General features: G+C 71.3%; 2 protein-coding genes. Both read left to right on the top strand.

The genetic code is table 11. The annotated features are described in order from the left end of the window. Positions 1 to 4 precede the first annotated feature (4 nt). Complete coding sequence (locus tag IE247_RS33615; protein ID WP_308433277.1) at positions 5 to 7,474, top strand: non-ribosomal peptide synthetase; 7,470 nt, start codon at positions 5 to 7, stop codon at positions 7,472 to 7,474. Next, on the top strand, positions 7,474 to 15,123 hold a 7,650-nt coding region (locus IE247_RS33610), incomplete at its 3' end, for a non-ribosomal peptide synthetase (protein ID WP_190127169.1). The genes IE247_RS33615 and IE247_RS33610, both read left to right, overlap by 1 nt.

Raw genomic sequence — 15,123 nt, 5'->3', positions numbered from 1 at the left:
GCGGATCCTGCTGGTCAGGACCGGTCCCGACCAGCATCGGATGATGATCACGCTGCACCACATCGTCCTCGACGGCTGGTCGCTGCCGATTCTGATGCAGGAGCTGTGGACCGCGTACGAGGCCGGGGGCAGCACGACCGGTCTGCCCGCTGTCACCCCGTACCGCGGCTATCTGGAATGGCTCGCCCGCCAGGACAAGGACGCCGCGCGAGAGGTCTGGCGGGAAGCGCTGGCCGGCACGGACGAACCGACGCTCATCGCACCCTCCGCCGACCGGGACGACGCCCCGGCGGAATCCCATCAGCGATTCGCCGCCGTCGACACCGGTCTGAACGACGCCCTCGCCGAGCTGGTCCGTGATCACGGCGTCACGATGAACACGGTGGTGCAGGCGGCGTGGGGCCTGCTCATCAGCAAGCTCACGGGCCGTCGCGATGTGGTGTTCGGTGCGAGCGTCGCGGGGCGGCCGGCCGAGCTGCCCGGCATGGAGACCATGCTGGGTCTGTTCATCAACACCGTGCCGGTGCGCGTACGGCTCGATCCCGCGCAGACCGTCGCCGGGCTGCTCACCGAACTCCAGGGCGCGCAGACCGCCCTGCTGGACCACCAGTTCCTCAGCCTGAGCGAGGTCCAGCGGGTGGCGGGCGCGGGAGCCACCTTCGACACGATCATGGCCTTCGAGAACTTCCCGTCGGGGGTGCGGGGCCGCCATCCGGGGCCGTCGGATCTGCGGGTGGTCGACTACGAGATCCGGGAGTCGATCAACTATCCGCTGGGGCTGGTGGCGGGGTCGGTCGACGGCCTGGGCCTGCGCCTGAACTACCGGCCGGATGCTTTCGGGGCCGATGAGGCCCAGGACGTGCTTGACCGCCTCCTCCGGCTGCTGGAGCAGATGGCCACCGCCCCGGACTCCCCGCTGAGCCGGATCGAGGTGCTGGACGAGGCCGAGTACAGGCGGGTCGTGTCGGAGTGGAACGCCACGGACCGTGCGGTGTCGGCGGCCTCGTTCGTGGAGCTGTTCGAGGCTCAGGCAGGCCGTTCCCCGGACGCCGTGGCGCTGGTCGGCGAGGGGCGCGAGTGGTCGTACGCGGAGCTGAACGCCGCCGCCGACCGCGTGGCCTGTGGGCTGGCGGCCCGGGGCGTGGGCCGTGGCGACCTCGTCGGTGTGGTCATGGAGCGCTCGGCGGACCTGGTGGCGGTGCTCCTGGGCGTGTCGAAAGCCGGCGCCGGCTATGTGCCGGTGGACGCGTCCTGGCCGGAGGCGCGGGCCCGGGTGGTGCTGGGCGATGTCGCGCTCGTCGTGGCGGACCGGGACGTACCCGAAGCCCCGGTGGAGGTCGCCCCGGCCGAAACCCTGCTGACGGGCCCTGACGGGGTACCGGCCGTGAAGGTGAGCGGTGCCGATGTGGCCTATGTGATGTACACATCTGGTTCGACGGGCGTGCCGAAGGGCGTGGAAGTCCCGCATTCGGCGGTCGCCGCGCTTGTCACGGACGAGTGCTGGAGCGAGGCGGCGCGCGGGCGAGTACTGATGCACGCCCCCCACGCCTTCGACGCGTCCACGTACGAGCTGTGGGTACCGCTCGTCCACGGCGGTCGGCTGGTGGTGGCACCGCCCGGACGGGTGGACGCCGGTGTGCTGGCCGGCCTGGTCGATGAGCACGCGCTGACGGCGGTGCATGTCACCGCCGGTCTGCTGGGCGTGCTGGCGGAGGAGTCCCCCGGGGTGCTGGCGGGCCTGTCCGAGGTGCTGACCGGCGGGGACGTGGTTCCGGCGGGCACGGTGACAGCGCTGCGGGAGGTGTGCCCGGGCCTCGTGGTGCGGCATCTGTACGGCCCGACGGAGGCGACGCTGTGCGCGACGACGTTCGAGGTGGCGGCGGGTGCGGAGGCTCCGGCGGTGCTGCCGATCGGACGGCCCCGCGACAATACGCGCGTCCTGGTGCTGGACGGGTTTCTGCGACCGGTCCCGGTGGGTGTGCACGGTGAGCTGTACGTGGGTGGTGCCGGTCTGGCGCGGGGTTACGGCGGCCGTGCCGGGCTGACGGCCGAGCGGTTCGTCGCGGACCCGTTCGAGCCCGGGGAGCGGCTGTACCGCACGGGCGACCTGGCGCGATGGACGGCCGACGGCGATTTGGTCTTCGCGGGGCGTGCCGACGAGCAGGTGAAGATCCGGGGCTTCCGCGTCGAGCCCGGCGAGATCGAGACACTCCTCGCCGCGCACGAGAGCGTCAGCCAGGCCGCGGTCATCGCCCGCGAGGACCGGCCGGGGGAGAAGCGCCTCGTCGCGTATGTCGTACCGGCGGCCTATACGGACCCTGGTCAGGAGCCCGACACGGCCCTCGGCACGGCCCCTGAAACCGCCCCGGGTACGGCGGACGCGCTGCGCGAGTACATCGGCGACCGGCTGCCGGAGTACATGGTTCCGGCGGCGGTGCTCTTCCTGGACACGCTTCCGATCACGGTGAACGGCAAGCTCGACCGTGCCGCCCTCCCCGCCCCCGACTTCGCCGACCTGCCCACCGGCCGTGGTCCGGCGACCCCGGTGGAGGAGGTTCTGTGCGGGCTGTTCGCCGAGGTGCTCGGCCTGGACCGGGTCGGCGCGGAGGTGTCGTTCTTCGACCTCGGCGGTGACTCGCTCCTCGCGATGCGCCTGATCGCCCGGGTCCGTGCCGTCCTTGAGACCGATGTCCGGATCAAGGATCTGTTCATCACCCCGACGGTCGCCGAAGTGGCCCGGCTGATCGACGGCGACCACGACGGCGCCCGGGTGCCGCTGGCCCCCCAGGCGCGACCGGATGTACTGCCGCTGTCGTTCGCCCAGCAGCGGATGTGGTTCCTCAACCGGCTGGAGGAGACCGACTCGGGTGCCGACGCCGCCTACAATCTGCCGCTGGCGCTGCGTCTGTGGGGTGAGCTGGATGTGGCGGCGCTGGAGGCGGCTCTCGGCGATGTGGCCGACCGGCACGAGAGCCTGCGGACCGTCTTCCCCGAGACCGGCGGCACACCCCGCCAGCACATTCTGGAAGGGCCGGCGGGCCGCCCCCGGCTGGAGACCGAGGAGACCACCGAGGCCGGACTCGCCGGGACTCTCGCCGTACATTCGGGCCGAGGCTTCGATCTGAGCGCCGATCTGCCCTGGCGGACCTGGCTGCTGGCGACCGGGCCTTCGGAGTACGTCCTGCTGATCGTGGCGCATCACATCGCGGTCGACGGCTGGTCGATGGGCGTCCTGGCGCGCGATCTGAGCACCGCCTACACCGCCCGCCGCGAGGGCCTGGCCCCCGGCTGGGAGCCGCTGCCGGTGCAGTACGCCGACTACGCGCTCTGGCAGCGGCGCGAGCTGGGCGAACTGGACGACCCGGACAGTCTCGTCAGCGTACAACTGGACTACTGGCGGGACGCCCTGACCGGGGCGCCGGAAGAGCTGACGCTGCCCGCGGACCGAACGCGGCCGGCCGTCTCCACCTTCCGGGGACGCTCGGTCCCGGTGCGCGTCGACGCCGAGGCGCACGCCGGTCTGGTGGAGGTCGCCGGGCGCGGCCGGGCCACCATGTTCATGGTCGTGCACGCGGCCATGGCGATTCTGCTGTCGCGGATGGGTGCGGGCGAGGACATCCCGATCGGCACAGCCATCGCGGGCCGAGGCGACGCGGCGCTCGACGGCATGGCAGGCTTCTTCGTCAACACCCTCGTCCTGCGATCCGATGTCGGCGGCGACCCCACCTTCACTGAACTGCTGGCCCGCGTACGGGAAACCGACCTCACCGCCTACGCGCATCAGGATGTGCCGTTCGAGCGGCTGGTGGATGTGCTGAGTCCGGTTCGTTCGCTCTCCCGGAACCCGCTGTTCCAGGTGATGCTGGCGCTCCAGAACGTCCCGGAGGCGCGCTGGGAACTCCCCGGCCTTGAGGTCGCGCCCCTGCCGCCCGCATCGGAGCTGGCTGCCAGGTTCGATCTGTCCGTGACCCTGGCCGAGGAGCGGGATGCGGATGGTGGTCCTGCGGGTATCGGTGGCGGGATTCTGTATGCGACGGACCTCTTTGATCAGGTGACGGTTGAGGGTTTGGCGCGGCGTTTGGGTCGGGTGCTGGAGCAGGTGGCGGCTGATCCGGATGTGCGGCTGAGTGAGATCGCGGTGCTGGACGAGATTGAGCGGTCGCGGGTGGTGTCGGAGTGGAACGACACCGCACAGCAGGTCGACCCCGGCCTCGTGCTGGACTTCTTCGGCGCGCGCGTCGCGAGCGCGCCCGATGTGCCGGCGGTTCGGTCGGGTGCGGATGTGCTGTCGTACGGGGAGTTGGACGTACGGTCGAATCGTCTGGCCCGGTACTTGGTTGATGCGGGTGTGGGTCGGGAGCGGGTGGTGGGTCTGTGCCTGCCGCGCGGGGTGGACATGGTGGTGGCGCTGCTGGCGGTGTGGAAGGCGGGCGGGGCGTATGTGCCGCTCGACCCGGAGCATCCTGCGGAGCGTCTCGCGTACATGGTCGCCGACAGCGGCGCGGTGCTCGTCCTGGGTACTGCCGGGACGGAGATTCCCGGGATCGAAGCGCCCGTTGTGCGCCTGGACGAGATCGAAGCGGGCTCTTCCGAGCCGCTCGGCGTGAGCGTGAGCCCGGAGCAGCTCGCGTACGTCATTTACACGTCGGGTTCGACGGGTCGTCCGAAGGGGGTGGCGGTCGCGCACGGTGGGGTGGCGAACCTCGCGCTGGCGATGCGAACCGCCCTCGGTGTGGGTGAAGGGGTGGTGGTGCTTCAGTTCGCGTCGTTCAGCTTCGACGCGGCTGTGCTGGACGTCGCGGTCACTCTCGCTGCTGGCGGAACGCTCGCGATCGCGTCGGGTGAGGAGCGCCGTGAGCCGGAGGCTTTGGCGGCGATGATCCGGACCTCCGGTGTCGAGGTGGCGAGTGTGGTGCCGTCTCTGCTGGGGGTGCTGGATCCGGCAGCCGTGCCGGGCGTGAAGAACTGGGTCCTCGGCGCCGAGCGGCTCAATGCCGATCTGGCGAGTCGGTGGCTCGCTGGTTCGCAGGTGTGGAACACCTATGGTCCGACCGAGGCGACCGTCATCACCACCGCCGTCCCGCTGGACGCCGGGATGACTCCCGACGATCAGCCTCCGGCGATCGGCCGCCCGATCGGCAACGCCCAGGTCTATGTCCTGGACGACTTCCTCCAGCCGGTTCCGGTCGGTGTGACGGGCGAGCTGTACGTATCGGGTGACGGCCTGGCCCGGGGCTACGCGGGCCGCGCGGATCTGACGGCGGAGCGCTTCGTGGCGAGCCCCTTCGGCGGCCGGATGTACCGATCCGGTGACCTGGCCCGTTGGAGCGCGGACGGTCAGCTGTGGTTCGCCGGGCGTGCGGACGAGCAGGTGAAGATCCGAGGCTTCCGCGTCGAACCGGGCGAGGTCGAGTCGGTCCTCGCCGCACACGAGAGCGTGGCTCAGGTCGCGGTGATCGTCCGCGAGGACCGGCCGGGGGACAAGCGCCTGGTCGCCTACGCCGTACCCACGACCGCCGACAGCTTCGACATCGAGGCGCTCAAGCGGTTCGCGGGGGACCGACTGCCCGAGTACATGGTCCCGGCGAACATCCTCGTCCTGGACGCCCTCCCGCTGACCGTCAACGGCAAACTCGACAAGGCCGCGCTCCCGGCCCCCGAGGTCACCGTGCGGAGCGGCAGACGGCCCGCGACCTCCGTGGAGGAGACGCTTTGCGCGCTCTATGCCGAGGTGCTGGGGCTGGAAGAGGCAGGAGTCGGGGACTCGTTCTTCGAGCTGGGCGGCGACTCGATCATGTCGATGCTGCTGGTGTCGAGCGCCCGTAAGGCGGGGCTCGTCATCACCGCGCGCCAGGTCTTCGAACGCCAGACCCCCGAGGGGCTGGCCTCGGTCGCCGTCGAGACCGCCGGAGCCACGGCGGCCGGTGGGGACAGCGGAGTGGGCGAGATCCCGTTGACGCCGGTGATGCACGAACTCCTGGACCGCGTCGGGGTCGAGCGGGCGGGGCAGGCGGTCCAGTCGGTCCTGCTGGTGAGTCCGGCGGGGCTGGACCTCGCGGTGCTGACCGGAGCCGTACAGGCGCTCGTCGACCATCACGACATCCTGAGGGCCCGGCTGGAGGACGAAGGCGGCACAGCACGGAGGCTGATCGTGCCCGAGGCGGGCACCGTACCCGTCGACTCCTGGGTGCGGCGGGTGGACGCGGCCGGTCTGACCGGTGACGAGCACCGCCGACTGCTCGACGAGTGGACGCGGGCGGCCGTGGAAGGGCTCGATCCGCAGGCCGGGGCGATGGCGCGGCTCGTATGGTTCGACGCCGGGCCCGACCGGCAGGGGCGGCTTCTCATCGCCGTGGCCCACCTGGTCGTGGACGGGGTGTCCTGGCGGCTTCTGGTGCCGGATCTGACCGAGGCGTACACGGCACTGGCCGCCGGACGGGAGCCGGAGCTGCAAACCGCCCAGACGTCGTTCCGGCACTGGGCCCGTGCGCTGACGGCGCGGGCCGGCAGCGCGGAGCGGGTCGCGGAGCTGCCCCGGTGGGTGGAGCTCCTCCAGGGCCCCGACCCCCTGCTCGGAGCGGGGCCGGTCGACCCGGACCGGGACCGGGAGGCGACCCTGCGCCGACTGTCGGTACGGGTTCCGGTCAGCACGACGACACAGCTGCTCACCAGCGTCCCGGCGGCGTTCCACGCCGGAATCGACGATGTGCTGCTGACCGGACTGACGGCGGCCGTCGTCGAGTGGCGGCGCAAACAGGGGCAGCCGACGGCCGGAATCCTGGTGGACCTGGAGGGCCACGGCAGAAGCACGACGGCCGACGGCGACGATCTGTCGCGGACAGTCGGCTGGTTCACCAGCAGCCATCCCGTACGGCTGCGGCTGGGCACCACCGACTTCGGCGGAGTGCGGGCGGGCGGCCCGGCGGCGGGCCACGCGGTCAAACACATCAAGGAGCAGCTGCGCGCGGTCCCGGGCGACGACGGCCTCGGCCACGGCATGCTCCGCAGGCTCAACCCCGAGACCGCGCCCGTGCTCGCCGCGCTGCCCTCGGCCCAGATCGGCTTCAACTACCTGGGCCGATTCCCCGCCGGGGAGACCGCCCACGGCACGGTGCGGGACTGGTCGCCGGCCGATGAGAGCGAGTCCGACGGGCCCATGGCCGGGGAGTACCCCGTACCGCATGCCCTGGAGGCCCTCGGCGTCGTCCACGATCTCGCCGAAGGGCCCAGACTCACCCTGACCCTGGCCTGGCCCGATGCGCTGTTCGGCGAGGCGTCGGCGCAGGCGCTCGCGGACGGCTGGGCGGCGATGCTGACCGGTCTCGCCGACCACACCTCCGGCTCCGGCGGAGGCTCCGGCGGCGGTGGTGGTGGCGGCGGTGGCCACACTCCGTCCGACTTCTCTTTGATCACGCTCGACCAGAACCAGATCGACGAACTTGAGACCGAGCTCGCTAACGAGGGGGGATTCTGATGACTCAGATGCGAGTCGAGGATGTCTGGCCGGTATCTCCGTTGCAGGAGGGCCTGCTGTTCCACGCGCTGTTCGACGAGCAGGGCACGGATGTGTACGTCGAGCAGATGGTTCTGGGGATCGAAGGGCCGCTGGACGCGGTCGCGCTGCGGGCGGCCTGGCAGGGTCTCCTGGCCCGGCACGCCAGCCTGCGGGCGGGATTCCGCCAGCTGCCGGGGGTGGACCAGCCGGTCCAGGTGATCGCCCGCGAGGTGGTCCTCCCCTGGCGCGAAGAGGATTTGTCGACACTCACGGAGATCGAGGCGCTGGCCGGGGTGGACCGCCTCGGGGTGGCGGAGCGGGCCCGGCGATTCGATCTGGCGAAGCCTCCGCTGCTGCGGATCCTGCTGGTCAAGGTTGCCGACGAGCGCTACCGCATGGTGGTGACACTCCATCACATCGTGTTGGACGGCTGGTCGCTGCCGGTGCTGATGCGCGAGCTGTGGACGGCGTACGAGGCCGGGGGCCGCACCACAGGTCTGCCCGCCGTCACCCCGTACCGCGACTATCTGGAATGGCTGGGCCGCCAGGACAAGGAAGCGGCCCGCGAGGCATGGCGGGAGGCACTGGCCGGAGCCGACGAACCCACCCTCATCGCCCCCGTGGACCGGGACGCGGCCCCCGTCCACGGCGAGCTGGTCACCGCCCACGCCGGTGCGGAGCTGGACGAGAGCCTGCGGGAACTGGTCCGTGAGCACGGCGTCACCATGAACACGGTGGTGCAGGCGGCGTGGGGTCTGCTCATCAGCAAGCTCACGGGCCGTCGCGATGTGGTGTTCGGTGCGAGCGTCGCGGGGCGGCCGGCCGAGCTGCCCGGCATGGAGACCATGCTGGGTCTGTTCATCAACACCGTGCCGGTGCGCGTACGGCTCGATCCCGCGCAGACCGTCGCCGGGCTGCTCACCGAACTCCAGGGCGCGCAGACCGCCCTGCTGGACCACCAGTTCCTCAGCCTGAGCGAGGTCCAGCGGGTGGCGGGCGCGGGAGCCACCTTCGACACGATCATGGCCTTCGAGAACTTCCCCTCAGGGCTGAGCGGCGAGGACTCGACGGAAGGCGTCGCCGAACTCCCCGGCCCGCCCGGCCTGCGTGTCGTGGGCGCCGGATTCCAGGAGTCGATCAACTATCCCCTGGGCCTGGTCGCAGGGTCCATCGGCGGCCTGGGCATGCGTCTGAACTACCGGCCGGATCTCTTCGGGGCCGACGAGGCACAGGGCATCCTGGACCGGCTCCTCCGTCTCCTCGCGCAGATGGCGGCCGACCCGGGGGCCCTGCTGGGCCGGCTCGAAGCGCTGGGCGACGCCGAGTTCACCCGTGTGGTGTCCGAGTGGAACGACACATCGCGCCCGGTCCCGGGCGCGTCGCTGGTGGAGCTGTTCGAGGCTCAGGCAGGCCGTTCCCCGGACGCCGTGGCGCTGGTCGGCGAGGGGCGCGAGTGGTCGTACGCGGAGCTCAACGCCGCCGCCGACCGGGTGGCCTGCGGGCTGGCGGCCCGGGGCGTGGGCCGTGGCGACCTCGTCGGTGTGGTCATGGAGCGTTCGGCGGACCTGGTGGCGGTGCTCCTGGGCGTGTCGAAGTCCGGCGCGGGATTCGTCCCCGTGGACGGATCATGGCCCGCCGCCCGCGCCCATACCGTGCTGGAGGACGTCGCCCTGGCGGTGACGGACCGGGAGCTGCCGGACGCGCCGGTGGACATCGTCACGGCCGGGGCCCTGCTGACGGGCCCTGACGGGGTATCGGCAGTGAAGGTGAGCGGCTCCGATGTCGCGTACGTGATGTACACATCCGGTTCGACGGGTGTGCCGAAGGGCGTGCTGGTCTCGCACTCGGCGGTCGCCGCGCTGGTGACGGACGAGTGCTGGAGCGAGGCGGCGCGCGGACGGGTGCTGTTTCACGCCCCCCACGCCTTCGACGCGTCGACGTACGAGCTGTGGGTACCGCTCGTCCACGGCGGCAGTGTGGTGGTGGCTCCGCCGGGCCGCGTGGACGGTGCGGCGCTGGCTGATCTGGTGGGTGCGCACGGTGTGACGGCGGCGCATGTCACGGCCGGTCTGCTGGGCGTGCTGGCGGAGGAGTCCCCCGGGGTGCTGGCGGGCCTGTCCGAGGTGCTGACCGGCGGGGACGTGGTCCCGGCGGGCGCGGTCGCGTCGATTCGCGGAGTCTGCCCCGGACTGGTCGTACGGCATCTGTACGGACCGACAGAGGTGACGCTGTGCGCGACGACGTTCGAGGTCGCGGCGGACGCGGAGACTCCCGCGCCGCTGCCGATCGGACGGCCCCGCGACAATACGCGCGTCCTGGTGCTGGACGAATTCCTCCAGCCGGTCCCGGTCGGAGTGCACGGCGAGCTGTACGTGGGCGGCGCCGGTCTCGCGCGGGGCTACGGCGGCCGTGCGGACCTGACGGCCGAGCGGTTCGTCGCGGACCCGTTCGAGCCCGGGGAGCGGCTGTACCGCACGGGCGACCTGGCGCGATGGACGGCCGACGGCCAACTCGTCTTCGCGGGCCGGGCCGACGAACAGGTGAAGATCCGCGGCTTCCGCGTCGAACCCGGCGAGATCGAGACACTCCTCGCCGTACACCAGGGCGTGAACCAGGCCGCGGTCGTCGCCCGCGAGGACCGGCTCGGCCAGAAGCAACTGGTCGCCTATGTGGTGAGCGCCGCCGTCTCCGGTACGGGCGGCGGTGTGACCAGTGGTGTGACAAGCGGCGAACTGCGTGAATACCTCGGCGACCGGTTGCCGGAGTACATGGTTCCGGCAGCGGTGCTCTTCCTGGACACGCTCCCCGTCACCGTGAACGGCAAGCTCGACCGCGCCGCCCTCCCCGCCCCCGACTTCGCGGCCCAGACAGGCGGCAGAGGACCCGCCACCCCCGTGGAAGAGGTGCTGTGCGGGCTCTTCGCCGAGGTCCTCGGCCTGGACCGGGTCGGCGCGGAGACCTCGTTCTTCGACCTCGGCGGCGACTCGCTCCTCGCCATGCGCCTCATCGCCCGCACCCGCGCCGTACTCGACACCGAACTCAGCATCCGCGAACTCTTCGGCTCGCCCACGGTCGCCGCCCTCGCCCGCGCGATCGACAGCGCCCGCGGAGAGGTGCGCGTCGCCCTGACACCGAGGCCGCGCCCCGACGCGGTGCCGCTGTCCTTCGCCCAGCAGCGGATGTGGTTCCTCAACCGGCTGGAGGAGACCGAATCCGGCGCGGACGCGACATACAACCTGCCGCTGGCGCTGCGCCTCTCCGGCGACCTGGACACCGCCGCGCTGGAGGCCGCCCTCGGCGATGTGGCCGACCGGCACGAGACCCTGCGGACCGTCTTCCCCGAGACCGACGGCACCCCCCGCCAGCACATCCTGGAAGGACCGGCGGGCCGCCCCCGCCTGGAGACCGAGGAGATCACCGAAGCCGCACTCGACGAGACCCTCGCGGCGGAACTGGTCCGGGGCTTCGATCTGAGCACCGAGCCGCCCTGGCGCGTACGACTGCTCGCGACCGGCCCTTCGCAGTACGTCCTGCTCCTCGTCGCACACCACATCGCCGTCGACGGCTGGTCGATGGGCGCGCTCTCGCGCGATCTGAGCACCGCCTACGCCGCCCGGCGCGGCGGCCGGGCCCCCGGCTGGGAGCCTCTGCCCGTCCAGTACGCCGACTACGCGCTCTGGCAGCGCGAAGTCCTCGGCGACCCGGACGACCCCGACAGCCTGATCTCCAGCCAGATCAGCCACTGGCGAGAGACCCTCACCGGAGCCCCCGAAGAACTCGCGCTGCCGAGCGACCGGCCGCGTCCGCCCGTCTCCACCTTCCAGGGCGGCACCGTACCGCTGCGCGTCGGCCCCCGTACCCACGCCGGTCTGCTGGAGGTCGCCGGGCGCGGCCGGGCCACCATGTTCATGGTCATGCACGCCGCCGTCGCCGTGCTGCTCTCCCGGATGGGCTCCGGGGACGACATCCCGATCGGCACCCCGATCGCCGGCCGAGGCGACGCGGCCCTGGACGACCTGGCGGGCTTCTTCGTCAACACCCTCGTCCTCCGCACCGACCTCGGCGGCGACCCCACCTTCACCGAACTGCTCCGCCGGGTGAGGGAGACCGACCTCGCCGCGTACGCACACCAGGACGTGCCCTTCGAGCGCCTGGTGGACGCGGTGAATCCGGCACGATCACTCTCCCGGAACCCGCTGTTCCAGGTGATGATGTCGCTTCAGACCGCCGCCTCGCCCCGCTGGGAACTGCCCGGCCTGGCCGTCGACCCGGTGCCGTTCGCCGCCGAGGCCGCCCGCTTCGATCTCTCCCTCGACCTGGTCGAGCAGCGCGACAGCCAGGGCGCTCCGGCCGGTATCGGCGGCGGGATCCTCTGCGCCACCGACCTCTTCGACGCCTCCACCGCCGAAGCCCTGGCGGGCCGGCTGGCACGCGTGCTCGAACAGGTCGCTGCCAACCCGCGGGCCCGGCTGAGCGAGATATCGGTGCTGGACGAGGTCGAGCGGTCGCGGGTGGTGTCCGAGTGGAACGACACCGCACAGCAGGTCGACCCCGGCCTCGTGCTGGACTTCTTCGGCGCGCGCGTCGCGAGCGCGCCCGATGTGCCGGCGGTTCGGTCGGGTGCGGATGTGCTGTCGTACGGGGAGCTGGACGTACGGTCGAATCGTCTGGCCCGGTACTTGGTTGCTGCGGGTGTGGGTCGGGAGCGGGTGGTGGGTCTGTGCCTGCCGCGCGGTGTGGACATGGTGGTGGCGCTGCTGGCGGTGTGGAAGGCGGGCGGGACGTATGTACCGCTTGACCCGGAGTATCCGTCCGACCGGCTCGCGTACATGATCGCGGACAGCGGTGCCGTACTGGTCCTGGGCACCGGGGAGACGCTGGCCGATGTGCCGGTGGCGGACGCGCGGGCGGTGCTGCTGGACCAGATCGAGACGGATGCGATCTCCGCCGAGCCGCTCGATGTGAGCGTGAGCCCGCAGCAACTGGCGTACATCATCTACACCTCCGGTTCGACGGGCCGCCCGAAGGGCGTGGCGGTCGCACACGGCGGGGTCGCGAACCTCGCGCAGGTGATGCGCCCGGTGCTGGGCATGGACGAAGAGGTGGTGGCGCTTCAGTTCGCCTCCTTCAGCTTCGACGCGGCCGTGCTGGACGTCGCCGTGACCCTGGCCGGTGGCGGGACGCTGGCCATCGCGTCGAGTGAGGAGCGCCGGGAGCCCGAGGCGCTCGCCCGCATGATCCGCGCCTCGGGTGTCGAGGTCGCGAGCGTGGTGCCGTCGCTCCTCGGTGTCCTCGACCCGGCTGCCGTGCCCGGCGTGTGGAACTGGGTCCTCGGCGCCGAGCGGCTGAACGCCGATCTCGCGAGCCGCTGGATCGCCGGTTCCCGGGTGTGGAACTCGTACGGCCCGACCGAGGCGACCGTCATCACCACATCGGGACCGATCGACGAAGGCATCCGGCCCGAGGACCAGCCTCCGGCCATCGGCCGCCCGATCGGAAACGCCCAGGTCTTCGTCCTGGACGGTTTCCTCCAGCCGGTTCCGGTCGGTGTGACGGGCGAGCTGTATGTCGCGGGCGCGGGCCTGGCGCGCGGCTATGCGGGCCGTGCGGATCTGACGGCTGAGCGTTTTGTGGCGAGCCCGTTCGGCGGGCGGATGTATCGCTCGGGTGACCTGGCGCGCTGGAGTGCGGACGGTCAGCTGTGGTTCGCGGGTCGTGCGGATGAGCAGGTGAAGATCCGTGGCTTCCGTGTCGAGCCGGGTGAGGTGGAGTCGGTCCTCGCGGCGCACGAGAGCGTGGCCCAGGTCGCGGTGATTGTGCGTGAGGACCGGCCGGGTGACAAGCGCCTGGTGGCGTATGTGGTTGCCGCTGAGACCGTGGACTTGGCGGCGCTGCGGGAGTTCGTTGGCGGCCGACTGCCGGAGTACATGATTCCGGCGGCGTTCGTGGTACTCGATTCGCTGCCGCTGACGGTCAACGGGAAGCTGGACCGGGCCGCGCTGCCCGTGCCGGAGTCGGCCGGGGAGACCGGTGGGCGCGCTCCGGCGACACGGGTGGAAGAGGTCTTCTGCGCCCTGTTCGCCGAGACGCTGGGGCTTGAGCGGGTCAGTGCCGACGGCTCGTTCTTCGAGCTGGGCGGCGACTCGATCATGTCGATGCTGTTGGTGTCGAGTGCCCGTAAGGCGGGGCTGGTCATCACCGCGCGCCAGGTCTTCGAACGCCAGACCCCCGAAGGGCTGGCCACGGTCGCCGTCACCGCCGTCGGCGGAACGGCCGTCCAGGGAGACGCCGGGGCCGGTGAAGTACCGCTCACCCCGATCATGCACGACCTCCTCGCACGGGTGGACGCGGAGAAGCTGGGACAGGTCTTCCAGCCCGCGTTCATCCTCGCTCCGGCAGGCCTGGACCTCACGGTCCTCACCGACGCGGTCCAGGCCCTGGTCGACCACCACGACGCACTGCGCGCCAGGCTGGAGGGCAACGGCTCGGAACTCCGGCTCGTCGTGCCCGAGGCGGGCACCGTACCCGTCGACTCCTGGGTGCACCGCGTCGACGCGACCGGTCTCGAAGGCGATGAACTGAGCCGTCTGATCGGCGAGAAGGCACGGGAGGCCGTCAACACGCTGGATCCGTGGGCCGGTGTGATGGCGCGGGTGGTGTGGTTCGACCTGGGTGCGGAGGTTCCTGGGCGGCTGTTGATTGTTGTGGATCATCTGGTGGTGGACGGGGTCTCGTGGCGGGTTCTGCTGCCGGATCTGGTGCAGGCGTACGGTGAGCTGGCGGCGGGGCGTGCGGCCGGTCTGGAGCCGGTGCCGACGTCGTTCCGGCACTGGGCGCGTGAGCTTGTCGCCCAGGCCGGAAGTGAAGACCGGCTGGCGGAGGCGGCCCAGTGGGTCGACTTCCTCCAGGGCCCCGACCCGCTTCTCACTACGGAGCCGGTCAACCCCGAGCGCGATGTCGAGTCGACACTCCGACGCCTCTCGGTCCGGGTCCCCGTCGAGGTGACGTCGGAGTTGCTCACCAGTGTTCCGACGGCGTTCCACGCGGGGATTGACGATGTGCTGTTGGCCGGGTTGACGGCGGCTGTCGCGGAGTGGCGGGACGGTCAGAGCGTTGGTGCGGGCAGTGCGATCTTGGTGGACCTTGAAGGCCACGGCCGGGTGCCGTTGAGTGATGCCGACGATCTGTCGCGGACGGTGGGCTGGTTCACGAGCAGTCATCCGATTCGGCTGGATGTCGGGTCGGTGGATCTGTCGGAGGTGCGGGAGGGTGGTCCGGCGGCCGGGCGGGTGCTGAAGCGGGTCAAGGAGCAGGTGCGGTCGGTCCCGGGCGACGGGCTGGGCTACGGCGTACTGCGTTATCTGAACCCCGAGACGGCTGCCGCGTTCGCCGCGCTGCCCCCGGCCCAGATCGGCTTCAACTACCTCGGACGATTCGCCGCGGCTGAGACCGCGACCGAGGCCTGGTCCCCGGCCGGCGACGGCCCGGCCGACCTGAGCCTCGGCGGCGACTTTCCTGTCATGCACGCACTGGAGATCCTGGGTGCGGTCCACGACCTCCCCGAGGGTCCTGAGTTGACGTTGACGTTGTTGTGGCCGGAGGCGTTGTTCGAGGAGTCTTCGGTTCGG

Source organism: Streptomyces inusitatus (assembly GCF_014651115.1).
GTDB lineage: Bacteria > Actinomycetota > Actinomycetes > Streptomycetales > Streptomycetaceae > Streptomyces > Streptomyces amakusaensis.
The sequence above is the reverse complement of the archived record's forward strand: the minus strand, read 5'-3'. Positions and strand labels throughout refer to the sequence as shown.